This is a genomic window from Streptomyces sp. NBC_00597, from assembly GCF_041431095.1.
In the GTDB taxonomy this organism is placed as follows: Bacteria; Actinomycetota; Actinomycetes; order Streptomycetales; family Streptomycetaceae; genus Streptomyces.
This window is the reverse complement of sequence record NZ_CP107757.1, coordinates 4,137,548-4,163,786: the sequence shown is the minus strand read 5'-3', so window position 1 is coordinate 4,163,786 and position 26,239 is coordinate 4,137,548. Positions and strand designations below refer to the sequence as shown.

General features: G+C 72.8%; 22 protein-coding genes. 18 read left to right on the top strand and 4 right to left on the bottom strand.

Annotated elements, in window-relative coordinates; genetic code table 11:
- The first annotated feature begins 9 nt into the window (after positions 1 to 9).
- From OG974_RS18505 to OG974_RS18490, 4 genes are all read left to right on the top strand, one after another.
- Entirely contained in the window at positions 10 to 1,647 is a 1,638-nt protein-coding gene (locus OG974_RS18505; protein ID WP_371646850.1) for a flavin-containing monooxygenase, read from the top strand.
- Positions 1,644 to 2,567, top strand: coding sequence for an alpha/beta hydrolase (locus OG974_RS18500; RefSeq protein ID WP_328762992.1), 924 nt, complete (start codon positions 1,644 to 1,646; stop codon positions 2,565 to 2,567). Before OG974_RS18505 ends, OG974_RS18500 begins: the two co-directional genes overlap by 4 nt.
- Positions 2,564 to 3,457, top strand: coding sequence for an SDR family oxidoreductase (locus OG974_RS18495; protein ID WP_327283799.1), 894 nt, complete (start codon positions 2,564 to 2,566; stop codon positions 3,455 to 3,457). Before OG974_RS18500 ends, OG974_RS18495 begins: the two co-directional genes overlap by 4 nt.
- Positions 3,458 to 3,533: 76 nt before the next feature.
- Positions 3,534 to 3,707 carry a hypothetical protein gene (locus OG974_RS18490; protein WP_327283798.1) on the top strand — a complete coding sequence of 58 codons (174 nt, stop codon included), beginning with the start codon at positions 3,534 to 3,536 and terminating at the stop codon, positions 3,705 to 3,707.
- A gap of 86 nt (positions 3,708 to 3,793) precedes the next feature.
- Here the strand turns inward: OG974_RS18490 and OG974_RS18485 are convergent, their stop codons facing one another.
- Positions 3,794 to 7,078, bottom strand: a complete 3,285-nt coding sequence (locus OG974_RS18485; RefSeq protein WP_371643780.1) for a S41 family peptidase — start codon at positions 7,076 to 7,078, stop codon at positions 3,794 to 3,796.
- 152 nt (positions 7,079 to 7,230) lie between these two features.
- Here OG974_RS18485 and OG974_RS18480 point away from each other — a divergent pair, with 152 nt between their 5' ends.
- The gene (locus OG974_RS18480) at positions 7,231 to 7,821 is read left to right on the top strand and encodes a TetR/AcrR family transcriptional regulator (protein WP_327283796.1); all 591 of its coding nucleotides are present in this window, start codon (positions 7,231 to 7,233) and stop codon (positions 7,819 to 7,821) included.
- A gap of 115 nt (positions 7,822 to 7,936) precedes the next feature.
- A complete protein-coding gene (locus OG974_RS18475; protein WP_327283795.1) occupies positions 7,937 to 10,138 on the top strand; it encodes an MMPL family transporter in 2,202 nt (733 codons plus the stop codon).
- 59 nt (positions 10,139 to 10,197) lie between these two features.
- Here OG974_RS18475 and OG974_RS18470 read toward each other — a convergent pair whose 3' ends face one another.
- Positions 10,198 to 10,641, bottom strand: a complete 444-nt coding sequence (locus OG974_RS18470) for an SsgA family sporulation/cell division regulator (protein WP_327283794.1) — start codon at positions 10,639 to 10,641, stop codon at positions 10,198 to 10,200.
- Between the two features lie 180 nt (positions 10,642 to 10,821).
- Between OG974_RS18470 and OG974_RS18465 the strand changes: the two genes are divergently transcribed.
- The 5 genes from OG974_RS18465 to OG974_RS18445 all read left to right on the top strand — a co-directional run bounded on the left by OG974_RS18465 (position 10,822) and on the right by OG974_RS18445 (position 15,251).
- Positions 10,822 to 11,880 carry an energy-coupling factor ABC transporter permease gene (locus tag OG974_RS18465; RefSeq protein ID WP_371643777.1) on the top strand — a complete coding sequence of 353 codons (1,059 nt, stop codon included), beginning with the start codon at positions 10,822 to 10,824 and terminating at the stop codon, positions 11,878 to 11,880.
- 1 nt (position 11,881) lies between these two features.
- Positions 11,882 to 12,655 carry a cobalt ECF transporter T component CbiQ gene (gene cbiQ, locus OG974_RS18460; RefSeq protein ID WP_327283792.1) on the top strand — a complete coding sequence of 258 codons (774 nt, stop codon included), beginning with the start codon at positions 11,882 to 11,884 and terminating at the stop codon, positions 12,653 to 12,655.
- On the top strand, positions 12,643 to 13,422 hold the full coding sequence (locus tag OG974_RS18455; RefSeq protein WP_327283791.1) for an ABC transporter ATP-binding protein: 780 nt from the start codon (positions 12,643 to 12,645) through the stop codon (positions 13,420 to 13,422). The genes cbiQ and OG974_RS18455 overlap by 13 nt, the downstream gene beginning before the upstream one ends.
- Before the next feature lie 59 nt (positions 13,423 to 13,481).
- On the top strand, positions 13,482 to 14,657 hold the full coding sequence (locus OG974_RS18450) for a serine hydrolase domain-containing protein (RefSeq protein ID WP_327283790.1): 1,176 nt from the start codon (positions 13,482 to 13,484) through the stop codon (positions 14,655 to 14,657).
- Between the two features lie 120 nt (positions 14,658 to 14,777).
- Complete coding sequence (locus OG974_RS18445) at positions 14,778 to 15,251, top strand: YbaK/EbsC family protein (protein WP_327283789.1); 474 nt, start codon at positions 14,778 to 14,780, stop codon at positions 15,249 to 15,251.
- 70 nt (positions 15,252 to 15,321) lie between these two features.
- On the opposite strand, the gene OG974_RS18440 is transcribed toward OG974_RS18445, so the two are convergent.
- Together OG974_RS18440 and OG974_RS18435 are read right to left on the bottom strand one after the other, a co-directional pair.
- On the bottom strand, positions 15,322 to 16,962 hold the full coding sequence (locus OG974_RS18440; RefSeq protein WP_327283788.1) for a penicillin-binding transpeptidase domain-containing protein: 1,641 nt from the start codon (positions 16,960 to 16,962) through the stop codon (positions 15,322 to 15,324).
- Between the two features lie 170 nt (positions 16,963 to 17,132).
- Positions 17,133 to 18,899 (bottom strand): dolichyl-phosphate-mannose--protein mannosyltransferase, encoded by a 1,767-nt coding sequence (locus tag OG974_RS18435; RefSeq protein ID WP_371643773.1) that lies wholly within the window; start codon positions 18,897 to 18,899, stop codon positions 17,133 to 17,135.
- 90 nt (positions 18,900 to 18,989) lie between these two features.
- Here OG974_RS18435 and rsmI point away from each other — a divergent pair, with 90 nt between their 5' ends.
- The 7 genes from rsmI (at position 18,990) to OG974_RS18400 (ending at position 26,205) form a co-directional block, all read left to right on the top strand.
- Positions 18,990 to 19,928: a 16S rRNA (cytidine(1402)-2'-O)-methyltransferase gene (rsmI, locus tag OG974_RS18430; protein ID WP_371643771.1), complete on the top strand. Its 939-nt coding sequence runs from the start codon at positions 18,990 to 18,992 to the stop codon at positions 19,926 to 19,928.
- Positions 19,929 to 20,067: 139 nt separating this feature from the next.
- Positions 20,068 to 20,574, top strand: a complete 507-nt coding sequence (locus OG974_RS18425) for a hypothetical protein (RefSeq protein WP_371643769.1) — start codon at positions 20,068 to 20,070, stop codon at positions 20,572 to 20,574.
- 10 nt (positions 20,575 to 20,584) lie between these two features.
- Entirely contained in the window at positions 20,585 to 21,460 is an 876-nt protein-coding gene (locus tag OG974_RS18420; RefSeq protein ID WP_328762987.1) for a TatD family hydrolase, read from the top strand.
- Between the two features lie 110 nt (positions 21,461 to 21,570).
- Complete coding sequence (locus OG974_RS18415) at positions 21,571 to 22,971, top strand: ubiquitin-like domain-containing protein (RefSeq protein WP_327283786.1); 1,401 nt, start codon at positions 21,571 to 21,573, stop codon at positions 22,969 to 22,971.
- The gene (gene rsmA / locus OG974_RS18410) at positions 22,968 to 23,879 is read left to right on the top strand and encodes a 16S rRNA (adenine(1518)-N(6)/adenine(1519)-N(6))-dimethyltransferase RsmA (protein ID WP_327283785.1); all 912 of its coding nucleotides are present in this window, start codon (positions 22,968 to 22,970) and stop codon (positions 23,877 to 23,879) included. The genes OG974_RS18415 and rsmA overlap by 4 nt, the downstream gene beginning before the upstream one ends.
- The gene (locus OG974_RS18405; protein ID WP_327283784.1) at positions 23,876 to 24,793 is read left to right on the top strand and encodes a 4-(cytidine 5'-diphospho)-2-C-methyl-D-erythritol kinase; all 918 of its coding nucleotides are present in this window, start codon (positions 23,876 to 23,878) and stop codon (positions 24,791 to 24,793) included. The genes rsmA and OG974_RS18405 overlap by 4 nt, the downstream gene beginning before the upstream one ends.
- Before the next feature lie 89 nt (positions 24,794 to 24,882).
- A complete protein-coding gene (locus tag OG974_RS18400; protein ID WP_371643766.1) occupies positions 24,883 to 26,205 on the top strand; it encodes an acyltransferase family protein in 1,323 nt (440 codons plus the stop codon).
- Positions 26,206 to 26,239: the final 34 nt, after the last annotated feature.

Sequence of the window (26,239 nt, the reverse complement as noted above, 5' to 3'; positions counted from 1 at the left end):
AGTGGTGGCATGGACGGGCGCAAGCACGTACGGGTGGCGGTGATCGGGTCCGGCTTCGGCGGGCTGGGCGCGGCCGTCCGGCTGCGCCGCGAGGGGATCACGGACTTCGTCGTACTGGAACGCGCCGACTCCGTCGGCGGGACCTGGCGCGACAACAGCTACCCCGGGTGCGCGTGCGACGTCCCCTCCCATCTCTATTCGTTCTCGTTCGCACCCAACCCCGACTGGCCGCGGACGTTCTCCGGGCAGCCGGCCATCCGCGCCTACCTGGAGCACGTCGCCGACACGTTCGGGCTGCGCCCGCACATCCGGCTGAACTCCGAGGTCCGGATGATGCGCTGGGACGGCGACCGGCTGAGGTGGGAGATCGAGACCGACGCCGGGGACCTCACCGCCGACGTCGTGGTCTCGGCCACCGGTCCGCTGTCCGACCCGAAGATGCCGGAGATCCCCGGACTCGACGGGTTCCCCGGCAAGGTCTTCCACTCCGCGCGCTGGGACCACGACTACGACCTGCGCGGCAAGCGCGTCGCGATGATCGGCACCGGCGCCTCGGCCATCCAGATCGTCCCGGCCATCGCGCCCGACGTGGAGCGGCTCACGCTGTTCCAGCGCACCCCGCCGTGGGTGATGCCGCGCACCGACCGGGCCATCAGCAGCGTGGAGCGCTGGCTGCACCGCCAGCTGCCGTTCACCCGGGCGGCCCGCCGTGGGCTGCTCTGGGGGATCCGGGAGCTCCAGGTCAGCGCGTTCACCAAGCGGCCGAACCAGCTCGGGCTCATCGAATCGCTGGCCAAGGCCAATATGGCGCGCTCGATCAAGGACCGGGCGCTGCTGGCCAAGCTGACGCCCTCGTACCGGATCGGCTGCAAGCGGATCCTGCTCTCCAGCGACTACTACCCGGCGCTCGCCCGGCCGAACGTGGACCTCGTCGCCTCCGGGCTCAAGGAGATCCGCGGCAACACGCTGATCGCCGCCGACGGGACCGAGACCGAGGTCGACGCGATCGTCTTCGGCACCGGCTTCCACGTGACCGACATGCCGATCGCGGACCGGGTGGTGGGCGCGGAGGGCCGGACCCTCGCGGACCACTGGAAGGACGGGATGCAGTCGCTGCGCGGGGCGACCGCGGCCGGCTTCCCGAACTGGATGACGATCATCGGGCCGAACACCGGGCTCGGCAACAGCTCGATGATCCTGATGATCGAGTCGCAGCTGAACTACATGGCGGACTACCTGCGCCAGCTCCACGTGCTGGGCGGACCGGTCGCACTCGCGGCCCGGCCCTCCGCCGTGAACCAGTGGAACCGCCAGGTCCAGACCCGCATGGAGCGCACGGTGTGGAACACCGGCGGCTGCACCAGCTGGTACCTCGACGCGCAGGGCCGCAACACGACGGTCTGGCCGGGCACGACCGGCGAGTTCCGCAAGGAGACGCGGAGCGTGGACCTCTCCGAGTACGAAGTCGTCCGCCTGACGGAGGGCGAGGGCGAGCGCGAGCGGGTCCCCGCCCGGGTCGCGCAGGCCCGGACGAAGGCCGCGGGCCGCAACGGTGCGGGCAAGGCCGGCACGGACAAGGCCGCAGCCGCCGGCGCGGCCACCGGTACCGCCACCGCCACCGCCACCACCGAGGAGGACGCCGCGTGAGCCGGCCCGCGTACGTCACCTCCGGGCGCTACGCCCCGCCCGCCGCCCGGCGGGAGCTGGTCGCGGTCTCCGCCGACGGAGCCCGCCTGCACGTGGAGGAACACGGGGACGAGGACGCGCCGGCCGTGGTGCTGGCGCACGGCTGGACCTGCTCCACCGCCTTCTGGGCCGCGCAGATCCGCGAGCTCGCCAAGGACCACCGGGTGATCGCCTATGACCAGCGCGGCCACGGCCGCAGCCCCGCCGCCTCCCGCTACGACACCACCGCACTCGCCGATGACCTGGTCTCGGTCCTGCGGGCCACCCTGGCCCCCGGCGAGCGGGCCGTCGTCGCGGGGCACTCCATGGGCGGGATGACGATCATGGCTGCCGCCGGGCGGCTGGAGTTCGCCGAGCACGCCGCCGCCGCGCTGCTGTGCAGCACCGGCAGCGCCCGGCTCGTCGCGGAGGCGCTGGTCGTGCCGCTGCGCCCAGGGCGCGCGAGGACCCGTATAACCGGCGCGGTGCTCGGCGCACGCGCCCCCCTCGGGCCCGTCACGCCGGTCGCCAAGCGGGTGCTGAAGTACGCCACGATGGGCCCCGGCTCCGCGCCCGACAAGGTCGAGGCGTGCGCCCGTATCGTGCACGCCTGCCCCACCGGCGTCCGGTACGCCTGGTCCGAGGTGCTGGCCGGGCTGGACCTTGAGGCGAACCTCGCGGCGCTCACGGTGCCCACCGCCGTCATCGGCGGCAAGAACGACCGGCTCACCCCGATCGTGCACGCCCGGCAGCTCGCCGCCGCCCTGCCGCACTGCGTGGGGCTCACCGAGCTGACCGGCATGGGGCACATGACCCCGATCGAGGCTCCCGAGGCCGTCACGAACGCCGTGCGCGAGCTGACCACCCACTTCCTCAAGGACCTGAAGGAGAAGACGCCGTGAGCGCGAGCAGGAGTCTGGAAGGGCAGGTCGCCGTCGTCACCGGCGCCGCACGCGGGGTCGGCGAGCTCCTCGCCCGCAAGCTGTCCGCGCGCGGTGCGAAGGTGGCACTGGTGGGGCTGGAACCGGAGGCCCTCAAGGAGGTCTCCGAGCGGCTGCACACCGACAGCGGCCACTGGCACGCCGACGTCACCGACCACGAGGCCATGGCCCGGGTCGCCGAGGAGGTCAAGCAGCGCTTCGGCAAGGTCGACGTCGTCGTCGCCAACGCGGGCGTGGCCGCGGGCGGTCCGTTCGCCGACTCCGACCCCGAAGCCTGGCGCCGGGTGATCGAGGTCAACCTGATCGGGGGCGCCGTCACCGCCCGTGCCTTCCTCCCCGTACTGACCGAAAGCCGCGGCTACTTCCTCCAGATCGCCTCGCTCGCCGCGATCACGCCGGCGCCGATGATGACGGCGTACTGCGCCTCCAAGTCCGGCGTCGAGGCCTTCGCGCACTGCCTGCGCGCCGAAGTGGGCTACAAGGGCGTCAAGGTGGGCGTCGGCTACCTCTCCTGGACCGACACCGACATGGTGCGCGGCGCCGACCGGGACGAGGTCATGCGGGAGCTGCGCCAACGGCTGCCGTGGCCGTCGAACCGCACGTACCCGCTGGGCCCGGCCGTGGACCGGATCGTCGCCGGGATCGAGCGGCGCTCGCCGCACGTGTACGCGCAGTGGTGGCTGCGCGGGATGCAGGGCGTGCGGGGCTACTTGCCCGGGATCATCGCGACCGTCGGGCAGCGGGAGATGAAGCGCTTCGAGCCCAGGCTGTCGGGGGTCTCCCGCGGGCTGGTGGGGGCCGGAGGGGCCGCCGACGAGAAGGAGCGCACGCGGGACTCGGAGCGTCATTGATCGAAATGCGAGCTTTGTCCCCTCGTGCAAATCTGGTCGCAGCCCGGTCCCCTACACCCCTCCAGGAGTGAACAGCATGGGCATCAAGGACCAGTTCCAGGACAAGGCGCAAGAGCTCAAGGACAAGGCCAAGGCGGCCCAGCAGGGCGCGAAGGACGAGACGTCCGAGCGCAGTGCGCACGCCCCCGACCAGGGCAAGAAGAAGAAGGAAAAGGTCCACGACGAGCTCGACGACAACTGGGACTTCTGAGGCCCGGACAGCCGGGAGCCGCACACCCGAAGGGGCGCGACCGTGCACGGCACGGTCGCGCCCCTCTCGCACGCCCGGCGAGTGCCCTACTGCCTCGGCGGCAGCTTCGGACGCCGCAGGTCCGGCACGTCCGCGTACCCGGGCGGCACCGCGGCCGGCTCCTGCTCCAGCAGCTCCAGTGCCAGGTGCACGGCGTCGTCCATCTGCGCGTGCCGCCCCTCCGCCCAGTCGAGCGGGGTGCGCAGGATCGCGAGGTCCGGCTCCACGCCGTGGTTCTCCACCGACCAGCCGTACTCCGGGAACCAGGCGGCGTTCATCGGCACCGTGATGACCGTTCCGTCGCCCAGAGTGTGCCGGCCGGTCATGCCGACCACCCCGCCCCAGGTGCGCTGGCCGACCACCGGACCCAGCCCGAGCAGCTTGATGGCCGCCGTGATCATGTCGCCGTCCGAGGAGGTCGCCTCGTCGGCCAGCGCCACGATCGGACCGCGGGGCGCGTTGGAGGCGTACGACACCGGCTGGGCGCCCCGCGTCAGGTCCCAGCCGAGGATCGAGCGGGTCAGCTTCTCCACCACCAGCTCGCTGATGTGCCCGCCCGCGTTGCCGCGCACGTCCACGATCAGCGCGGGCCGGGACATCTCCATCCGCAGGTCCCGGTTGAACTGCGCCCAGCCCGAGCCGCCCATGTCGGGGATGTGCAGGTAGCCGCATTTGCCGCCGCTGAGCTCCCGGACCACCGCGCGCCGCTTGGACACCCAGTCCTGGTAGCGCAGCGGCCGCTCGTCGATCAGCGGCACGATCGCGACCCGCCGGGCCCTGCCCTCGCCTTCGGCGGGTACGAAGGTCAGCTCGACCGTGGTGCCGCCGGCCGCCGCGAGCAGCGGATAGGGGCCGGCCACCGGGTCCACCGGCCGGCCGTCGACGTGGGTGAGCACGGCGCCCTCCCGGATGCCGGTGCCGGCGAGCGGGGAGCGGGCCTTGGAGTCGGAGGACTCGCCCGGCAGGATCCGGGCGAGCATCCAGCCCTCCTCGCGGGGCACGAAGTTGGCGCCGAGCAGCCCGATCGGCCGGTGGTAGTGCGGCGGGCCCTCGTTGCGGCGCGCGGGCGAGACATAGGCGTGCGAGGTGCCGAGTTCGCCGAGGACCTCGCGCAGCAGGTCCGCGAACTCGTCGGGCGAGGCGACCCGTTCGACCAGGGGGCGGTACTGGCGCAGCACCCCGTCCCAGTCGATGTTGCACATGTCCGGCTCCCAGAAGTACGCGCGGATCAGCCGCCCGGCCTCCTCGAACGCCTGGCGCCACTCGGCGGCGGGGTCCACCTCGTGCAGGATGCGCCGCAGGTCCAGGTAGACCGTTGAGTCGCTGTCGCCGGATTCGGTCGACGGGACGGCGCGCAGGTCCCCGTCGTCGTTGATGACGAGCCGGGTGCCGTCGCCGCTGACCGCGAACCAGTCCAGTCCGGAGCCCAGTTCGCTCTTGCGCGCCTTGGTGATCTCGAAGTGCTCCAGCGTGGGCTTGCCGCTGGTGTCGGTCGGGCTGGCGAAGGTCTCGCCGAGGGCGCCCGAGATCGGCCAGCGCAGCCACACCAGTCCGCCGCCGTGCACCGGGTACAGGGCCGAGTACTTCGACGCCGTCACCGGGAACGGGGTGACGCGGCTCTCCAGCCCCTCCACCTCCACCATGACCGTGCCTTCGCCCTCGCTGGCCTCGCCCTCGCCCGGGTCGAGCCCGCCCGCGGCCGGGCGGCCGTCGGGGGTGAACGCGAACGGCGAGGGGGTCGCCGAGGACAGCGGCACCAGGTACGGGCGGCAGCCCAGCGGGAAGGACAGGTCGCCGGTGTGGACGTCGTACACCGGGTCGAACCCGCGCCACGAGAGGAAGGCCAGGTAGCGGCCGTCCCGGGTGAAGACCGGATTCTCGTCCTCGAAGCGGCCGTTGGTGACGTCCACGATCGACCGCGGGCCGGGGCCGGAGATCCGAGCCATCTTGATCTGGCGCAGCGAGCGCCCGATGCCCGGGTGCGACCAGGTCAGCCAGGCCCCGTCGGGGGAGAACGCCAGGTCGGTGACGGGCCCGTTGATGGACCGGATCAGCTCGGTGACCTCGCCTCCCCCGGACTCCTCGCTGGCGTCGATGAGCAGCAGCCGACCGTCGTTGGAGGCGATGGCGAGGCGCTCCCCGTCCGGGTCGGCGAGCAGTTCCAGTACGCGGCCCAGCTCGCCGGAGGCCAGCCGGCGCGGCTCCCGGTCGCCGGAGGCCCGGGGGAGGTAGGCGATCTCGATCGCGTCCTCGCCCTCCGCGTCGGTCACGTAAGCGACCTGCCCGCTGCTGCCGAGCATCTCGGGCAGCCGTACCCGCACGCCGGGGGTGTCGGCGATGGTCCGGGCGGGCCCGTCGCGGTGGGTGAGCCAGTACAGGCTGCCGCGGATGACGACCGCGCTGGCCCGGCCGGTGGCGTCGACGGAGAGCGAGTCGACGTGGCTGGCCGCCGAGACCTGGTACGTGCGGCGGCCCGCGCGGGGGCCGCCGAGGCGGACGTCGAGCCGGCGCGGGGCCGCGTCCGGGGACAGCGAGTCGACGAGCCAGAGGTCCCCGGCGCACTGGTAGACGACGCGGGTGCCGTCGCTGGAGGCGTGCCGGGCGTAGAACTCCTCGTGGTCGGTGTGGCGGCGCAGGTCGGTGCCGTCGGGGAGGCAGGAGTACAGGTTGCCGATGCCCTCGTGGTCGGAGAGGAAGGCGATGCGGCCGTCCACGAACATCGGGGCGTCGAGGTGGCCCTCGATGTCCTCCAGCAGCCGCTCGCCGTGCAGCCAGAGCCGGCCGGTGGCGCCGCCGCGGTAGCGCTTCCAGGCGGCGGGTTCGTGCGGGGGTTTGCCGGTCAGCAGGAGGGTGCGCCGCTCGCCACCCGGTTCCTCGTGGACGGCGATGTCCGAGACCGGCCCCCAGGGCAGTTTGCCGCCGGGCGAGCCGTCGGTCGGCACGCTGTAGGCCCAGGCGAAGTAGGAGAAGGGCTGGCTGTGCGAGGACACGGCGAGGATGTCGCTGTGGCCGTCCTTGTCGGGCGGGGTCCAGCCGCAGACCCGGGTGTCGGTGGCGCCCCAGAAGCTCAACTGGCGGGCGGGGCCGCCGTCCACCGGGGCCAGGTGGATCTCGGGGTCGAGGCTGCGCCAGGTGGTGAAGGCGATGTGACGGCCGTCGGGGGAGAATCGGGGGTGGCCGACTCTGGTCCGGTCGACGGTGATCCGCCAGGCGCGGCCGGGGGCCTGGCCTTCGGGGACCAGCGGGGCGACCCAGAGGTCGTCCTCGGTGGCGAAGCACAGCAGATCGTCGTGGAGGTGCGGGAAGCGGAGGTACGCGCCGTCGTGACTCACCCCACAATGCTTTCCGTGCCGAGGGGGCCTGGCAACTCGTACAGGTGATCCATGCCACCCGCCGAAACGAAACGGAACGGTTTCGTTTCGTTCGGGTCGGGGGTATCGTCATCGTGTACGAAACGGTTTCGTTCGGATGGGAGGTGCCGGAGATGTCCGAAGAACTCTCGTCGCGGCGCAGCCGGATCACCCCCGAGCGGGAAGCCGAACTCCACGGGGCGGTCCTGGACCTGCTCCGCGAAGTCGGCTACGAGGCGCTGACCATGGATGCGGTCGCCGCCCGTACGAAGTCCAGCAAGGCCACCCTCTACCGCCAGTGGGGGAGCAAGCCCGAGCTGGTCGCCAAGGCCCTGCGGTGCACCCAGCCGGCCTCCCTGCGGGAGATCGACACGGGCACGCTGCGCGGCGACTTCCACCGCATGGTCGAGCTCTCCGACAACGCGCAGATGGCGAAGGACACCGCACTGCTGCGGGGCCTCGCCCACGCCGTCCACGAGAGCCCCGAACTGCACCAGGCACTGCGCAGGCTGCTCATGGAGCCGGAGATCTCCGGACTCGACGAGATCCTGCGGCGGGCCGTGGAACGGGGCGAGGTCGCCCCGGACTGCCCCGCGATCCGTTTCGTGCCGCACATGCTGATCGGCGCCTTCATCGCGTTGCCGTTGATGGAGGACCGATCCGTGGACCAGGCGTTCCTCGCCGACTTCATCGACTCCGTGGTCTTCCCCGCCCTCGGCGTCTGAGTCCTCGCGACTCCCTCATGCTGCTCCTGACACGCCGCTCTCGTCGTCGGGCCGGCTCTCCACGCCCTGATCCATCCCGGATCCATCCCACGACCTGAACGGGAGAACCGCCTCCGTGGCTACCTTCCTCTATCGACTCGGCAGGGGCGCCTTCCGGCGCCGTGGCCTCGTCGCCCTCGTCTGGGTGGCGCTGCTGTTCGCCGCCGGCTTCGGCGCGGCGACGGCGTCCGCGCCCACCTCCGGATCGTTCTCGATACCCGGCACGGAGGCCCAGAAGGCCTTCGACGTGCTGGACAAGAAGTTCCCGGGCATGGCCGCGGACGGCGCCACCGCCCGCATCGTCGTCAAGGCGCCCGCGGGGGCCTCGGTCAACGACCCGAAGAACAAGGCCGAGGTCGAGAAGATCGTCTCCGACCTGAAGGGCGGCCCGGGCAAGGCCCAGGTCGCCTCGGTCGCCGACCCGTACCAGGCGCAGGCGGTGAGCCGGGACGGCTCCACCGCGTACGTGAGCGTCAAGTACACGGTCAGCGGCATGGAGCTGAAGGACGAGACGCGCGACGCGCTCAAGGACTCCGGCACCGCGGCCAAGAACGCCGGGCTCACCGTCGAGATCGGCGGCGACGCCCTGATGACGCCCCCCGAGACCGGCTCCGGCGAGATCGTCGGCATCCTGATCGCGGCGATCGTGCTGGTCATCACCTTCGGCTCGCTGATCGCGGCCGGGCTGCCGCTGCTGACCGCGCTGATCGGCGTGGGCATCGGCGTCTCCTCCATCACCGCGCTCGCCAACGTGCTGGACCTCGGCACCACCACCTCCACCCTCGCGATGATGATCGGCCTCGCGGTCGGCATCGACTACGCGCTCTTCATCGTCTCCCGCTACCGCGCGGAGCTCGCCGAGGGCCGCGAGCGGGACGAGGCCGCGGGCCGGGCCGCCGGAACCGCCGGATCGGCCGTCGTGTTCGCGGGCCTCACCGTGGTCATCGCCCTCGTGGGCCTGGCCGTCGTCAACATCCCGATGCTGACCAAGATGGGCTTCGCCGCCGCGGGCACCGTGGTCATCGCCGTCCTCGTCGCCCTGACGCTGGTCCCGGCCATCCTGGGCTTCGCCGGCAAGAAGGTCCTGCCCGCCGGTACGAAGAGCAAGCTGTTCGGCAAGGGCAAGCCGGCCGGCGCCGAGCCCAAGGCCAACGGCGGCACCCGCTGGGCCCGCTTCGTGCTGCGCCGCCCCGTCATGGTGCTGCTGGTCGGTGTCATCGGTCTCGGCGCCATCGCGATCCCGGCGAGCAAGCTGGAGATGGGCCTGCCGGACGACGGCGCCCAGCCGGTCTCCACCACCCAGCGCAAGGCGTACGACCTGCTGTCGGAGGGCTTCGGCCCGGGCTTCAACGGCCCGCTGATGGTGGTCGTCGACGGCGACAAGAGCCTCGCCGACGAGACGGTCGACCGGATCAAGGGCCTGGAGGGCGTGGCCGCGGTCACCCCGCCGACCCCGAACCAGGACGGCGACGCCTCGGTGATCACCGTCATCCCGAAGGACCGTCCGTCCTCGGTGGAGACCGAGAACCTGGTCCACACGATCCGCGACGGCAGCGGCGACGACGTCCTCGTCACCGGCGCCACCGCGATGAACATCGACTTCTCGCAGAAGATGAACGACGCGCTGCTGCCCTACCTGGCGCTCGTGGTCGGCCTCGCCTTCCTGCTGCTGATGCTGGTCTTCCGCTCCATCCTGGTCCCGCTCAAGGCGGCCCTCGGCTTCCTGCTCTCGGTGGTCGCCGCCCTCGGCGCCGTCGTCGCGGTCTTCCAGTGGGGCTGGCTCGGCTCGGTCTTCGGAGTGGAGCAGACCGGTCCGATCATGAGCATGATGCCGATCTTCATGGTGGGCGTCGTCTTCGGCCTCGCCATGGACTACGAGGTCTTCCTCGTCACCCGGATGCGTGAGGCGTACGTCCACGGCGAGCGCCCGGGCCAGGCCGTGGTGACCGGCTTCCAGTACAGCGCTCGGGTGGTCGTGGCGGCCGCCGTCATCATGATCGCGGTGTTCTCGGGCTTCATCGGCGCCAGCGAGCAGATGATCAAGATGATCGGCTTCGGTCTCGCCATCGCCGTCCTCTTCGACGCCTTCGTCGTCCGTATGACGATCGTCCCGGCGGTGCTCGCACTGCTCGGCCACAAGGCCTGGTGGCTGCCGCGCTGGCTGGACCGGCTGCTGCCCAACGTGGACGTGGAGGGCGAGAGCCTGCGCAAGCACCTCGAAGGTGCCGACGGGTCTTCGGAGGGCCCGGACAAGGACCGCGAGCTGGTCAACGCCTGACCCGCCCCGGCAGGAAGGACCGGCCCCGTACCTGATCGTCAGGTACGGGGCCGGTCCCGTTAGGCCTGTCGGGTGACGGCGGCGTTCGTACGGCGCAGGAATCGGCGCAGCGCGGCGATGTCGAACTGGATGACCGCGACCCCTTCGGGGGAGTGGAACTCGACGACCGCCTGGACGCGTCCGCAGGGCCAGACGCGTACGTCGCCCGTGCCGGTCGGGGCCTGGAGGCCGGCTTCGAGGAGGGCCCTGGGGAAGACCCACTCGTTGTCGGTGCCCTCGGGGGAGAGGCCGGCGGGGAAGACGATCCGTACGGCGAGCGGCTCGTCAGGGGCGAAGCGCAGGGCGACCGGGATCTTCCGGAAGAGCGGGTCGTCGCTGATCACGCGGGCGATGACGCGGTCCTCGACGGCGGCGACGGTGACGGCGGTGGTGGTGGTCGCGACGGCGGTGGCGACGGCGGTCGCGGCTGCCGTCGCGGGGGGATTCTCGGCGGTGCCTGACACGACAAGACTCCTCTAATCGGAACATATGAGTCCGTATTTCCCCCAGCCTCGCACATTCCCACGAATCTGCGCGGCCGTATTTGTGCTGTGGGCGCTCTTGCCAATCATTTGCAACTGGGCACTATTCTTGAGCAGCTAAAGATTTCGTCAGCTCAACACCGCAGGAAGCGGAGCACCCCCATGCATGTGCCCGACGGCTTCATCGACGCCCCCGTCTCCATCGCCGCAGGTGTCGCCGCTGCGGGCGCGGTGGCCGTCAGCCTCCGCGGCGCCCGCCGAGAACTCGACGAGCGGGCGGCCCCGCTCGCCGGGCTCGTCGCCGCGTTCATCTTCGCCGTCCAGATGTTGAACTTCCCCGTCGCCGCAGGCACCAGCGGACACCTGCTCGGCGGAGCCCTCGCCGCGATACTCGTGGGCCCCTACACGGGTGTGCTGTGCGTGTCCGTGGTCCTGCTCATGCAGGGCGTCCTGTTCGCCGACGGCGGCCTGACCGCCCTCGGCGTCAACGTCATGAACATGGCCGTCGTGACCGTGGTCGTCGCCTACGCCGTCTTCCGCGGTCTGCTGAAGCTCCTGCCCGACACCCGGCGCTCGGTCACCGTGGCCGCCTTCGCCGGAGCACTGCTCTCGGTGCCCGGCGCGGCCGTCATGTTCAGCCTCCTGTACGCCCTCGGCGGGACCACCGACGTCCCGCTCGGCAAGGTGTTCACCGCCATGGTCGGCGTACACGTCCTGATCGGCATCGGCGAGGCCGTCATCACCGCCGCGACCGTGGGCGCCGTACTGGCCGTACGGCCCGACCTGGTGCACGGGGCGCGCGGGCTGGCCGCGCCGCTGAAGCTGCGCGTGGGCGGGGAACTGGTCGACGCCCCGGCCGCCGCGCCGGTCGCGGCACCCGCCCCCGCCCGCTCCGCCAAGTCCGTGTGGATCACCGGCCTGGTCACCGCCCTCGTACTGGCCGGCTTCGTCTCCTTCTACGCCTCCACCAGCCCCGACGGCCTGGAGAAGGTCGCCGCTGAGCAGGGCATCGACCAGAAGGGGAAGGAGCACGCCACCGCCGACTCCCCGCTCGCCGACTACAGCGTCAAGGACATCGGCGACGCCCGCCTCTCCGGAGGCCTCGCCGGTGTCATCGGCGTCGGCGCGACCATCGCCGTCGGCACCGGGATCTTCTGGACCGTGCGCCGCCGCCGCGCCGAGGACCTGACGGCCGCCTCGACCGCGTCGACGGCGCTCTGAGATGGGCGCCGGACACGCCCACAAGCTCTACCGGCACGGGCACTCGCCGATCCACGCCCTGCCGCCGCACTGCAAGCTGGCCGCGGCCTTCGGCTTCGTCGTGGTCGTCGTGTCCACACCGCGCGAAGCGGTGTGGGCCTTCGGGCTGTACGCCGTCCTCATCGCGGCGGTCACGGCGGCCGCCCGGATCCCGGCCGGCTTCCTGCTGCGGCGGCTGCTGATCGAGGTCCCGTTCGTGGCCTTCGCCGTGCTCATGCCGTTCGTGGCGCAGGGCGAGCGGATCAGCGTCGGTATGGGCGGACTCGACGTGTCGCTCAGCGTCTCGGGCCTGTGGGGCGCCTGGAACGTACTGGCCAAGGGCACCCTCGGCGTCGCCGCCTCCGTCCTGCTCGCCTCCACCACCGAACTGCGCGCGCTGCTGCTCGGGCTCCAGCGGCTGAAGCTGCCGCCGCTGCTCGTGCAGATCGCCTCCTTCATGATCCGGTACGGCGACGTCATCACCGACGAGCTGCGGCGGATGTCGATCGCCCGGCGCTCGCGCGGGTTCGAGGCCGGCGGCATCCGCCACTGGGGGGTGCTGGCCAAGACCGCCGGAGCCCTGTTCATCCGCTCCTACGAGCGCGGCGAGCGGGTCCACCTCGCGATGGTCAGCCGCGGCTACACCGGCTCGATGCCCGTGATCGACGAAGTCGTGGCCACCCGCGCCCAGTGGGCGTACGCGGCCGCGCTCCCGGCGACGGCGCTCGCCGTCTGTCTGATGGGATGGACCCTGTGACTCCTGCGCCCGCTCCCGCCTCCGCCGCTTCCCTTGAGGTCGCCGGCCTCGCGTACGCCTACCCGGACGGGCACCAAGCCCTCTTCGGGGTGGACCTGACCGTCGGACAGGGCGAGCGGGTGGCCCTCCTCGGCCCGAACGGCGCCGGCAAGACGACCCTCGTCCTGCACCTCAACGGCATCCTCGCTGGCGGGGTCGGCACCGTGACGGTGGCCGGGCTGCCGGTCGAGAAGCGGAACTTCGCGGAAATCCGGCGCCGGGTCGGCATCGTCTTCCAGGACCCCGACGACCAGCTGTTCATGCCGACCGTGCGCGAGGACGTGGCCTTCGGCCCGGCCGCCGCCGGCCTGCGCGGCGCGGAACTGGAGGCGCGGGTCCGCGAGGCGCTGGCTCAGGTCGGGATGGAGGCCTTCGCGGACCGCCCGCCGCACCACCTGTCCTTCGGGCAGCGCCGCCGGGTCGCGGTCGCGACCGTACTGGCCATGCGGCCCGAGATCCTGGTCCTGGACGAGCCCTCGTCGAACCTGGACCCGGCCTCACGCCGCGAGCTCGCCGACATCCTGCGCTCGCTGGACGTGACGGTGCTGATGGTCACCCACGACCTGCCGTACGCGCTGGAGCTGTGCCCGCGGTCGGTGATCCTCAGCGAGGGCGTCATCGCGGCCGACGGGCGCACCCAGGACCTGCTGTGCGACGAGGAGCTGATGCGCGCCCACCGGCTGGAGCTCCCCTTCGGCTTCGACCCGCGCTCCGTGTCGGTGGCCTGAGCCGGCGGGACCCGTGTCGGCGGTGGCATAAGTCGGACCAGGTGATTGTTGGACCGCTCGTGAACATCCAGGGTGAGGTGGCGGCGGGCTTCGAGGCCGTCCGGGACGCTTTCGTACGCAACTTCGAGGTGCTCGGGGACCGGGGCGCGGCGGTGGCCGTGTACCGGGACGGCCGGAAGGTCGTGGACCTGTGGGCGGGCCCGAAGCACGTCGACGGCGACGCCGGCGGCGACGCGGGCGAGCCCTGGGAGGCGGGCACCGCACAGGTGGTGCGCTCGGCCACCAAGGGCGTGGCCGCCGTCGTACCGCTGCTGCTGAACCAGCGCGGGCTGCTCGACCTGGATGCACCCGTGGCGGCGTACTGGCCGGAGTTCAAGGCGGGCGGCAAGGAGCGGGCGCTGGTCCGGGACCTGCTCGCGCACCGGGCGGGCGTGCCCGCGCTGGACGTGCCGCTCACGCCCGCCGAAGCCGCGGACGGGATCTCCGGTGCGCGCGCCGTCGCCGAGCAGCGGGCCTTCTGGGAGCCGGGCTCGGCCCACGGCTACCACGCGCAGACGTACAGCTGGCTGCTGTCGGAGCTGGTGCTGAGGGTGACCGGGGCCTCGCTGGGCCAGTGGCTCGCGCAGGAGGTCACGGGCCCGCGCGGGCTGGAGTTCTGGATCGGCCTGCCGCAGGCGCAGGCCGGCCGGGTGGGCCGGGTGGGTCCCGTGGACCCGCCGGAGACGGCGGGCGGCCTGCGCACGCGACCCAGGCGCAACGTTTCGGAGGCGTACGCCGATCCGGCGTCCCTGACCCGGCGGGCATTCGCGGCGATCACGCCGCTGCCGGATGAGAACGCCCCGGAGTACCGGGCGGCCGAGCTCCCGGCGTCGGCGGGCATCGGCACGGCGCGCGGCCTGGCCGGGGTGTACGCGGCGCTGCTGGGCGACACCGAGGACGGCACGCGCCTGTTCACCCCGCAGACGCTCCGACTGGCCGGTACGGAGCTCTCGTCCGGGCCGGACCGGGTGCTGGTCGTCAACACGCGCTTCGGCCCCGGGTACATGCTGCACAGCCCGGCGTCGCCACTGCTGTCCCCGGCGTCGTTCGGGCACCCGGGGCGCGGCGGCTCGCTGGCCTTTGCGGACACGGAGGCCGGGATCGGCTTCGGCTACGTGACCAACGCCCACGCCAAGTCGGTCACGGCCGACCCCCGCGCCCAGGCCCTGGTCCGGGCCGTCCAGGCCTGCCTTTAACCCGCCGCCGGGTCCTGGTGCGGGTCCTGGTGCGGGTCCGGGTCCGGGTGCGGCGCAGTCGTCGGGGGGCGGGGGGAAAGTGCCTCGCCCGAGGGGTGCGCGGGGCGCTAGCGTGCCCGCATGACGACCAGCACCCATCCCCGTTTCGCAGAAGCCCTGGCGGAGCTGGGACTCGACGTGACCGTACGCACCTTCCCCGACGGCACTCGCACCGCCGCCGAAGCGGCAGCCGCGATCGGCTGTGAACTCGGTCAGATCGCGAAGTCGCTGATCTTCGCCGCGGACGGGGTGCCGGTGGTGGTCCTGATGGACGGGGCGTCGCGCGTCGACGTGGACGCGGTCCGCCGCGAGCTGGGTGCGCAGAAGGTCACCCGGGCGGACGCGACGCTGGTCCGCGAGACCACCGGATACGCGATCGGCGGCGTTCCGCCGTTCGGGCACCGGGTCAGCACGCGCGTCCTGGCGGACCGGTCGCTGCTGGCCCACGAGGTGGTCTGGGCGGCCGCCGGAACCCCGCACTCGGTGTTCGCCATGGCCCCGCGGGACCTGGTCACCCACGCCGGCGCCACCCTGACCGACGTCCGCGAACGCTGACCGGCGCGCCGGGGCCGGGGCCTCCGGGGCCCGGGCCCGGCCCCGAGCCCCCCGTAGGGAGCCCGGCGCGTCAGGACGCGGACAGCACCGACGCCACGATCGGGCCCGCCGCGTCGGCGCCGTGGCCGCCGGCCTCGACCATGGCCGCCGCGGCCACGTCCCCGCTGTAGCCCGTGAACCAACTGTCCGGGCTGCCCGCGCCGTCGACCTCCGCCGAGCCGGTCTTCGCCCCCTTGTCGGAGCCGCCCACCGCGCTCATCGTCTGCGCGGCCGTGCCGCTGGTCGCCGTCAGCTTCATCATCCGGACCAGCTGCTGCTGCACCGACGGCTTCATCCGTCGGGCTGCCTGCGCGACGGACCGTCCGTCGAGGTCCGGTGAGACGAGCAGCGGCTGGTGGAAGGACCCGCTGCGCGCGGTGGCGGTGAAGGAGGCGACGTTCAGCGGGTTCATGGTGATCCGGCCCTGCCCGATGTACTCGGCGGCCGCCTCCGCGCCCGTCGCCTCCGGGACCTTCCCGTCGGTCGATCGGATGCCGGTCTTCCAGTTGTCCAGGCCGAGGCCGAAGACCTCCCTGGCCTCCTTCGCCAGCGCCGCGTCGTCGTCGACGTTGTCGATCTGCTTGATGAAGGCGGTGTTGCAGGACTTGGCGAAGCTGGTCGCGAAGTTCGCGCCGGGCAGTTCGAAGTTGTTCAGGTTGTGGAAGGTGCGGCCGCCCCAGGAGGCGTCCTTGGTGCACTCCGCGGGCTGGTCGGCCGCCGCCTTGCCCCGGTCGATCAGCATCGCCGACGTCACGATCTTCATCGTCGAGCCGGGCGCCCGCCGCCCCTCCATCGCCGCGTTGAAGCCGTCCTTGCGGTTGTTGGCGACGGCCAGGACGTGCCCGTTGCTCGGCTGGACGGCGACCACCGAGGACTCCGGGTACTTGGCGACGGCCTTCTCGGCCGCCGCCTGCACGTTCGCGTCCAGGTAGGTCTTCAGGGTGCTCGGCTCACCCTCCACCAGCGTCAGCAGGGTCCGCTTCGGTGCGTCCTGGGCCGCCGGCTCGATCCACAGCTCGGCCCCGGTCTTTCCGCCCACCTTGCCGCCGTACGTCTGGCGCAGCTGGTCGAGGACCGGCCGCAGCGACGGGTACTTCTCGGCGCTGAGCTCCTCGCCGTTGCGGTCCACGGCCTTGACCGGGGGTGCCGTCGGGGCGCCCGCGCGCAGCTTCTCGTCCTTCTGCAGCTGCGGGTGGAGCACCGAGGGCTGCCAGTCGACGAGCGGCTTCCCGCTGGTCGTTCCGCGTACGACGGTCAGCTTGGACTCGTACGCGAGCGGCTTGGTGGCGCCCTCGTACGTGACCTCCGCGGCGACGCCGAACGGGATGGTCGTGCCCGTCTGCGCCCCGGGGGTGATCACGGCCTTGGACACGTACGCCTTGGCCCGGTAGTCGGCCACGGCGGTCTGCGCGGCCTGCACGTTGTTCGTCAGTTCCGCGGCGGCGCGCGCGTCCCCGGCCGCCCAAGCGGCGAAGAAGGCCTTCGCGGTCTGTGCGGCCTCCTTGTCGGTGACGGGCCCGCTGCCCTTCGCGGACTGGACGGAGGCGCCCCCCTTGGCGTCGCCGTCGTCCCCGCCGCTGCCGTCTACCAGCGCGTACACCCCGTACCCGGCCCCGCCGACCATCGCGAGGAACACCCCGCCGACGATGGCACCCTTCGCCGCCCCGTTCACGTACGTCCCCTCCCCAGGAGCCACAGTTCCCTGAACGCGTTCAAAGAACTCCAGGTGCAGACCTTACGCGGAGTTCGCGCAGCGTGCACACCTTGTTACTGGACGGATATATTCCACATGAAAAACGGCGGGCCCGGCACCACCAGGTGCCGGGCCCGCCGTCGTGGCTGCTAGACCCAGGTGTCCAGCCACATGCGGTTGCGCCAGGAGTCCATCGGGATGGACTGGCCGGTATAGATCGGCCAGAAGTAGATGAAGTTCCAGATGATGAGGAGGACCAGCACGCCCGCCGCGATCGCGCCGAGCGCGCGCCTGCGCTCCGTCGAGCCCGAGGGGCCCAGTAGGGCGCCGATCATCATCGTCACCGCCAGGCACAGGTACGGGACGAAGACCACCGCGTAGAAGAAGAAGATCGTCCGCTCCTGGTAGTTGAACCAGGGCAGCAGGCCCGCGCCCAGCGCGCACGCGATCGCGCCCGCCCGCCAGTCGCGGCGGAACAACCACCGCCACAGCACGTACAGCAGCGCGAAGCAGCCCGCCCACCACAGCATCGGGGTGCCCAGGGCCAGCACCTCGCGGGCGCACTTGCCCGCCTCCGTCGCCGGGCAGCCGGCCGTACCGGGGTCGGGGGACTCGTAGAAGTAGGAGACGGGACGGCCCAGGACCAGCCAGCTCCACGGGTTCGACTCGTACGTGTGGCCCGAGGTCAGACCGACGTGGAACTTGTAGACCTCGGTCTCGTAGTGCCACAGGCTGCGCAGCCACTCCGGCAGGAACGACAGCGAACTGCCCTGGTCGTTCTTGGCGGCCCAGTCACGGAAGTACCCGCCCTTGCCGTTGTCCGGGCTCAGGATCCAGCCCGTCCAGGAGGCCAGGTACACCGCCACCGCCACCGGCACCGTCGAGAGGAAGCCCGGCAGCGCGTCACGGCGCAGCATCGCCGCGTACGGGGCGCCCGCCCCGGCAGTACGGCGCGCGGCCGCGTCCCACAGGACGGTCAGCACCCCGAAGAAGGCCAGCACGATCAGGCCGTTCCACTTCGTGCCGAAGGCCAGGCCCAGGCAGACGCCCGCCAGGATCCGGTACGGGCGCCAGCCCAGCCGCAGCGTCTCCGCGACGGTGACGTCCGGGCGGGTGCGCCCCTCCTCGTCCACCGGCAGCGCGTCCGCCAGTCTGGCCCGGGCCTTGTCCCGGTCGATCAGCAGCGCCCCGAACGCGCAGAGCACGAAGAACATCAGGACCAGGTCGAGCAGCGCGGTGCGGCTCATCACCAGGTGCAGGCCGTCCACCGCGAGCAGCGCGCCCGCCAGGCAGCCCAGGAAGGTGGAGCGGAACAGGCGGCGCCCGATCCGGCACAGCAGCAGCACCGACAGGGTGCCGAGCACGGCCGTCATGAACCGCCAGCCGAACGGCGTGAAGCCGAACATCCACTCGCCGAGTCCGATGACCCACTTGCCGACCGGGGGGTGCACGACGTAGCCGGGGTCCAGCGGGAGGGCGATCCCGTCGGGGTTGGCGAGGATCGACTTGTCGATGTCCTTGGGCCAGCTCGCCTCGTAGCCCTGTTGGATCGTGGCCCAGGCGTCCTTGGCGTAGTACGTCTCGTCGAATATCACCGCCTTCGGGCTGCCCAGGTGCACGAAGCGCAGCACCCCGGCCACCAGCGCCACCAGCAGCGGCCCAGCCCATGCCAGCACGCGCTGCCAGTGCCCCGCCGCGGACAGCGGGATGCCGAGCGCCGTCCACAGCTGCTCGGAGGGCCGGGCGTACGGGGGCACCAGGCGGGCGCGGACGTCCGGGCGGCGGGCGTCCGCGGTCGGCGCGTAGCCGAAGCTGCGCAGCCGGCGCAGCCAGGTGGACGGCTGTTCTGCGCGTCCCGCCGGAGGAGCGGGAGGGGCCCCCGCGGGGCTGGGCGGCGGCGTCGCGGTACTGGTCACCGGCTCATCGTAGGGAACGCACCTGTGCGAACCCCAGTGCCGGGGACCGCCGGAGCGTGTGCCGGGTGGGGCGGCTGAGAGGATGGGCGGGTGACGACTGACCAGCCTGCCGGCTCCGAAACCTTCTCCTCGACCTCCTCCTCCGCCTCCTCCGCAGGCGTGCTCGTGCTCGCCGGTACCCCGATCGGCGATCTCGCCGACGCCCCGCCCCGACTCGCGGCCGAGCTGGAGCGGGCCGACGTGGTCGCCGCCGAGGACACCCGGCGGCTGCGCCGGCTGACGCAGGGACTCGGCGTGCACACCACCGGGCGCGTCGTGTCGTATTTCGAGGGCAACGAGTCGGCGCGCACCCCGGAGCTGGTCCAGGCGCTGGAGGAGGGCAGGCGGGTGCTGCTGGTGACCGACGCCGGCATGCCGTCGGTCTCCGACCCCGGCTACCGGCTGGTCGCCGCCGCCGTCGAGAAGGACATCAAGGTCACCGCCGTGCCCGGGCCGTCGGCGGTGCTGACCGCGCTGGCCCTCTCGGGGCTGCCGGTGGACCGCTTCTGCTTCGAGGGGTTCTTGCCCCGCAAGGCGGGCGAGCGCCTCGGCCGGCTCCGCGAGGTCGAGGGCGAGCGCCGCACGCTCGTCTACTTCGAGGCCCCGCACCGGCTCGACGACGCCCTCGCCGCGATGGCCGAGGTGTTCGGCGCCGACCGGCGGGCCGCGGTGTGCCGCGAGCTGACCAAGACGTACGAGGAGGTCAAGCGCGGCGGGCTCGGCGAGCTGGCGGCCTGGGCCGCTGAGGGCGTGCGCGGCGAGATCACCGTCGTCGTGGAGGGCGCCCCGGCCGCCGGGCCCGGCGACGTGGACGCCGAGGAGCTGGTGCGCAGGGTGCGGGTGCGCGAGGAGGCCGGGGAGCGGCGGAAAGACGCCATCGCGGCGGTCGCGGCCGAGGCCGGGGTACCCAAGCGGGAGGTCTTCGACGCGGTCGTCGCGGCAAAGAATGCGGCTCGGAACATGCCGCAGGACGGTAAAGAGCTAACCTGAAAAGCAAAGCTCAGACCGCGCACCGGGCGCTTTGGGCATGAGTCGCCCAAAGGCCGTCCAACAGTAGACAGGGCCTGATGCGCTCCCGCCCGAAGAGGCGTCCACTGGCAATGGCACCAGTGGAACAAGAGGAGCTGGCATGAGTGAGATCGCAGACACCTCGACCCCCGTACCCGCGCCCGCGTCAGCGCCCGCAGCACCCGTCACCGTGCCCAGGCCCGGTGTGCCGACCGTGCACGAGGCGTACTCCTTCGCCTGCATGAAGTGCGGGTACGGGTGGGAGCAGGGCTACGAGATCGAGCACCACGTCGACGGCAAGGGCCAGCCCTTCATCATCTACACGGTCAATGGCGAGCGGGTCCCCTCCCCGCTGTCCAACCCGACCTGCCACAACTGCGGCGGGCACGTGGTGCGGATCATGCGGGAGGGCCAGGTGTCGTCGGTGCTCGGCACGATCGACAAGCTCTACCACCACCGCATCTCGCCCGGCATCGCCGGCCCGGTACCGGCCGGCGCGAACGTCCCGCGGACCCCGAAGCAGCGCAAGACCCCGACGCACGACGCCCCCGGGCCCGTCCCGGTGGACGGGGCCGCGGAGCGCGGGGGCCTGCTCTCCCGGCTGAGGAGGATCTTCCGCCGGTCATAAGATCGGCTCCATGAGCACTGCCTCCAAGGACACCCCGCCGCCGCTGCCCGAGCCCCTCCGGGTGGCGGTCGCGGACTCCCACACCCATCTGGACATGCAGGGCGGCACCGTCGAGGAGGGGCTCGCCAAGGCCGCGTCCGTCGGGGTGACCACCGTCGTCCAGGTGGGCTGCGACGTGAAGGGCTCCCGCTGGGCGGCCGAGACCGCCGCCGCGTACGAGAACGTCCACGCGGCGGTCGCCCTTCACCCGAACGAAGCGCCCCGCATCGTGCACGGGGACCCCGACGGATGGTCGCGGCAGGGCGCGCGGGCCGGCGGCGGGGAGGCCGCCCTCGACGCGGCGCTCGCCGAGATCGAGGAACTCGCGCAGCTCGCCCACGTGAAGGCGGTCGGCGAGACCGGCCTCGACTTCTTCCGCACCGGACCCGAGGGAATGGCCGCGCAGGAGCGTTCCTTCCGCGCCCACATCGAGATCGCGAAGCGCCGCGGCAAGGCCCTCGTCATCCACGACCGGGAGGCCCACGCAGACGTCCTGCGCATCCTGCGCGAGGAGGGCGCGCCCGAGCGGACCGTGTTCCACTGCTACTCCGGCGACGCCGACATGGCGCGCGAATGCGCCGCCGCCGGCTACTACATGTCGTTCGCCGGGACCGTGACCTTCAAGAACGCCCAGCCGCTGCGCGACGCCCTCGCCGTGGCCCCGCTGGAACTGGTGCTCGTCGAGACGGACGCCCCCTACCTCACCCCCGCGCCGTACCGCGGACGGCCCAACGCGCCGTACCTCATTCCGCTGACCGTACGGGCCATGGCGGCGGTGCGCGGGATCGACGAGGACGCGATGGCCACCGCCCTGGCGGCGAACACGGCGCGCGCCTTCGACTACTGAGCCGCCGCTCCTGCGACACGCTGGGTAGTCGTCCGGCTTTGGTGGGTGACGGACGCTCCGCTAGGGTGCCGTGCCCGAACCGATGGGGCCGGACCAGTGGAGCGAGCGTCGTGAGCGAGAGTCCTTTCACCGGGGTGTACGGGAACGAAGCCGCCCCGAACCCCCAGCCCGCCATCGTGCCCGCCCCCCGCACCGCAGACCGGCGGGCCGCCCGGCGCCGCAAGAGCGCCGAGGCCGGACCCGCGCCCGGCGCCCCGACGGGACGGCGCCGGGGCGCGCCCGCCGGTGGGGACCTCGCGGCCCCCGCAGGACCCGGCACCGGACGGCGCCGCAGCCCCGACCCCGGTCCCGCCGCGAAGCCCACGGCCGCCCCGACCGGGCGGCGCCGCCGCGCCGCCCCCGCGGGGACGGCCGCGGGCCGAGACAGCTGGCGGCGGATCGTCCCGCAGGCACTGGTCGTCGCCTTCCTGGCCGGCGGCACCACGGCCTTCGTCGCCGCCGACAAGTCGGTCCGGCTCACCGTGGACGGAGAGCCCAGGACCCTGCACACCTTCGCCGGCGACGTCGGCGAACTCCTCGCCGCCGAAGGCCTCGGCGTCGGCCCCCACGACCTGGTCGCCCCCGGCCGCGCGGCGGCGCTCGACGACGGCGACGAGATCGTCGTCCGCTACGGCCGCCCCGTGCACCTGACCCTCGACGGACAGACCCGCCAGGTGTGGACCACCGCCGGCACCGTCGAGAGCGCACTGCGCCAGTTCGGGGTCCGCGTCGAGGGCGCCTACCTCTCCGCCCCGCGCACCGCCCCGGTGCCCCGCGCCGGGTTCTCCCTCGCCGTCCGCACCGAACGCAGCGTCACCTTCATGGCGGACGGCCGCGAGAGCACCATCCGCACCAACGCCGCCACCATCCAGGAGGCCCTCGGCCAGGCCGGGATCACCCTCCAGGGTCAGGACACCACCTCCGTCCCGCCCGCTTCCTTCCCGCGCGACGGCCAGACCGTCACCGTGCTCCGCATCACCGGCACCCGGGAGGTCCGCGAGGAGCGCATCCCCTACGAGATCGAGAGGACCGAGGACGACGACCTGTTCGCCGGCACCGAGGTCGTCGAGCAGGCGGGCCGGCCCGGGGCGCGCCGCGCCACGTACGTCCTGCGCATCGTCAACGGGGTCCGGCAAAAGCCCCGCAAGGTCGCCGAGGAGACCGTCCGCGAACCCGTCACCCAGCTCGTCAGGATCGGCACGAAGCCGCTGCCGACCTCCGTCGCCGGGGCCGACGGCCTCGACTGGGGGGCGCTGGCCCAGTGCGAGTCCGGCGGGCGCCCCTCCGCCACCGACGCCTCGGGCACGTACGGAGGCCTGTACCAGTTCGACGTCAGCACCTGGCACAGCCTCGGTGGGAGCGGCCGCCCGCAGGACGCACCGGGCTCGGAACAGACGTACCGGGCGAAGAAGCTCTACGTGCAGCGGGGGGCGACCCCGTGGCCGCACTGCGGCCGTAGGCTTTACGGGTGAGCACCGCAGAGCAGCAGCCCGAGAGCACGACCAGCACGACCTCCGACGCCCTCCTCGGCCCGGCCGACATCCGGGAGCTGGCCGCCGTACTCGGCGTACGGCCGACGAAGCAGAAGGGCCAGAACTTCGTCATCGACGCGAACACGGTGCGCCGCATCGTGCGCACCGCGGAGGTACGCCCCGACGACGTCGTCGTCGAGGTCGGGCCCGGGCTGGGCTCGCTGACGCTCGCGCTGCTGGAGGCTGCCGACCGGGTCACCGCCGTCGAGATCGACGACATCCTGGCCGCGGCGCTGCCCGCCACCATCGAGGCGCGGATGCCGGCCCGCAAAGACCGCTTCGCGCTGGTGCACTCCGACGCGATGCTCGTGGAGGAACTGCCGGGGCCGCCGCCGACCGCGCTCGTCGCGAACCTTCCGTACAACGTGGCCGTGCCGGTGCTGCTGACCATGCTGGACCGGTTCCCGACGATCGAGCGCACGCTGGTCATGGTGCAGGCGGAGGTCGCCGACCGGCTGGCCGCCGAGCCGGGCAACAAGGTGTACGGAGTGCCCTCGGTCAAGGCGAACTGGTACGCGCACGTCAAGCGCGCCGGGTCCATCGGCCGCAAGGTGTTCTGGCCGGCCCCGAACGTGGACTCGGGCCTGGTCTCGCTGGTGCGGCGGGCTGAGCCGATCAAGACGACCGCCTCGAAGGCGGAGGTCTTCGCCGTCGTGGACGCCGCCTTCGCGCAGCGCCGCAAGACGCTGCGGGCCGCCCTGGCCGGCTGGGCCGGCTCGGCGGCGGGCGCCGAGGCCGCACTGGTCGCCGCCGGGGTGTCCCCGCAGGCGCGCGGCGAGTCACTGACGGTGGAGGAGTTCGCGGCGATCGCCGAGCACAAGCCCGCGGCGCCGAGGCCGGCCCTGTGAGCGCCGCCGACAGCCCCCGCTCCGTGACCGTACGGGTCCCCGCGAAGGTCAACGTCCGGCTCGCGGTGGGCGCCGCCCGGCCGGACGGCTTCCACGACCTGGCCAACGTCTTCCTGGCGGTGTCGCTGTACGACGAGGTGACGGTCACCCCGGCCGAAGCCCTGACCGTCACCTGCGAGGGTCCCGACGCGGACCAGGTCCCGCTCGACCGCACCAACCTGGCGGCCCGCGCGGCGGAGGTCCTCGCGGCCCGCCACGGCCTGTCCGACGCCGTCCACATCCACATCGCGAAGAACATCCCCGTCGCCGGCGGCATGGCCGGCGGCAGCGCCGACGGCGCGGGCGCCCTGCTCGCATGCGACGCCCTGTGGGGCCTGGACACGCCGCAGGCCGAACTCCTGGCCTTGTGCGCGGAGCTCGGCAGCGACGTGCCGTTCAGCCTGCTCGGCGGGGCGGCACTGGGCACGGGCCGCGGGGAACTCCTGACCCCGGTCGAGGCCGGCGTCTTCCACTGGGTGTTCGCCGTCGCCGACGGAGGGCTGTCCACGCCGGCGGTGTTCCGCGAGTTCGACCGCCTGGCCGAAGGCCGGAGCGTCCCGGCCCCCGAGGCCTCCCCGGCGCTCCTCGCGGCCCTCGCCTCGGGGGACCCGGACGCACTCGCCGCGACCTTGGCCAACGACCTCCAGCCGGCGGCCCTGTCGCTGCGCCCGCAGCTGGCCGCGACGCTGGAGGCGGGCACCGCCGCCGGAGCCCTGGCCGCGCTGGTCTCCGGCTCCGGCCCGACGACGGCGTTCCTGGTCCGCGACCCGGAATCCGCGCTCAAGGTCGCCGCGGCCCTCGAAGCCTCCGGGACCTGCCGCACCACCCGCACCGCCACCGGCCCGGCTCCCGGCGCCACCGTCCTGCCCGCCTGATTCCCGGCCCCCGTACGGCACGGGTACCCAGAGCGAAGTGAGTACCTTCGCTCTGGTCCCGGCCGGGTCCGGCGCGCGAGCGTGGCCCCATGGGATACACCGCCAAGGACCTCGCCGAGGCCACCCCCGCGAGCCGGGACCGGTACGTCGACCTGCTGCGCGTCGCCTCGCTCGGGACCGTGCTGTGCGGGCACTGGCTGATGGCCGCCGTTAGCGGCGACGGCATAGGCAACCTGCTCGCCCTCGTCCCCGCCCTCCAAGTGCTCACCTGGGGCCTGCAGATCATGCCGGTGTTCTTCTTCGTCGGCGGGTTCTCGCATGCCCTGTCGTACCGCTCCCTGGCCGGGCGCGCCGACGGCCGGCCCGTCTACGCCGCGTTCCTGCGCGCCCGGCTCCGGCGGCTGCTGCGGCCCACCCTCGTCTTCGTCCTCGTCTGGAGCGCCGGGGCGCTCGCCGTACAGCTCGCCGGAGCCGGCGAGGGGCGGCTGACCGGGGCCGCGCTGCGGCTGGTCACCCAGCCGCTGTGGTTCATCGGGATCTACCTCGCCATGGTCGCGTTCACCCCGGCCCTGCTGGAGCTCCACCGGCGCTGGGGCTGGGGGGCCTTCGCCCTCCTCGTCGGGGCCGCGGCCGCCGTCGACGTGCTCCGCTTCGCGTTCGGCGTCCCGTACGTCGAGTTCCTGAACTTCGCCTTCGTCTGGCTGGCCGTCCACCAGCTCGGCTTCCTGCGCGCCGACGGCCGCATCACCCGCCCCGGCGCGCTCGCCGCCGCCGGACTGGTCGGCGCCGTACTGCTCGTCGCGTACGGCCCGTACCCGCTGTCCATGGTCGGGATGCCCGGCGAGAAGGTGTCCAACATGGCGCCGCCCACCCTCGCGCTGCTCGCGCACGGGACGTGGCTCGTCGGAGCCGTGCAGCTGCTGCGGGCCCCCGCCACCGCCTGGCTCGCCCGGCCCCGCGTCTGGCGCACCGTCGTGGCCGCCAACGGGATCGCCATGACCGCGTTCCTCTGGCACCTCACCGCCATGCTCGCCGTGTACGCCGCCCAGCTCGCGCTCGGCATCACCCTCCCGGAGCCCGCCTCCGCCGCCTGGTGGGCGCAGGTGCCGCTGCGGCTGCTCGCCGCCGCCGGGCTGACCGCCGTACTCGTCGCCCTCTTCCGCCGCTTCGAAGCCCCCGTACCCGGAGGCGGCGAGCCCGGCAGCGGACCCCTCGCCGCCCTCGGCACCACCCTCTGCCTGCTCGGCATCCTCGGCCTGTCCATGACCGGGCTCGGCGGCCTCCTCGAAGGACACAGCGCCACTCTGATCGCCCTTCCGGTCACCGCGCCCGCCGCGATCGCCATGGCACTGGGCGGCTGGCTCCTGGTGGAACGTTCCGGGGCGGCCCGGAGGGTTAGGCTGGGGGGCTGATCCACACCCTTCCCCAGACTCCGTCCGGGGGGAC

What these genes read in the sequence shown, in the direction of transcription:
- OG974_RS18455 (WP_327283791.1), top strand. Translation starts at nt 12,643, where the DNA reads ATGGACCCTGTGACTCCTGCGCCCGCTCCCGCCTCCGCCGCTTCCCTT.
- OG974_RS18465 (WP_371643777.1), top strand. Translation starts at nt 10,822, where the DNA reads ATGCATGTGCCCGACGGCTTCATCGACGCCCCCGTCTCCATCGCCGCA.
- OG974_RS18445 (WP_327283789.1), top strand. Translation starts at nt 14,778, where the DNA reads ATGACGACCAGCACCCATCCCCGTTTCGCAGAAGCCCTGGCGGAGCTG.
- OG974_RS18480 (WP_327283796.1), top strand. Translation starts at nt 7,231, where the DNA reads ATGTCCGAAGAACTCTCGTCGCGGCGCAGCCGGATCACCCCCGAGCGG.
- OG974_RS18505 (WP_371646850.1), top strand. Translation starts at nt 10, where the DNA reads ATGGACGGGCGCAAGCACGTACGGGTGGCGGTGATCGGGTCCGGCTTC.
- OG974_RS18420 (WP_328762987.1), top strand. Translation starts at nt 20,585, where the DNA reads ATGAGCACTGCCTCCAAGGACACCCCGCCGCCGCTGCCCGAGCCCCTC.
- OG974_RS18400 (WP_371643766.1), top strand. Translation starts at nt 24,883, where the DNA reads ATGGGATACACCGCCAAGGACCTCGCCGAGGCCACCCCCGCGAGCCGG.
- OG974_RS18490 (WP_327283798.1), top strand. Translation starts at nt 3,534, where the DNA reads ATGGGCATCAAGGACCAGTTCCAGGACAAGGCGCAAGAGCTCAAGGAC.
- cbiQ (WP_327283792.1), top strand. Translation starts at nt 11,882, where the DNA reads ATGGGCGCCGGACACGCCCACAAGCTCTACCGGCACGGGCACTCGCCG.
- OG974_RS18425 (WP_371643769.1), top strand. Translation starts at nt 20,068, where the DNA reads ATGAGTGAGATCGCAGACACCTCGACCCCCGTACCCGCGCCCGCGTCA.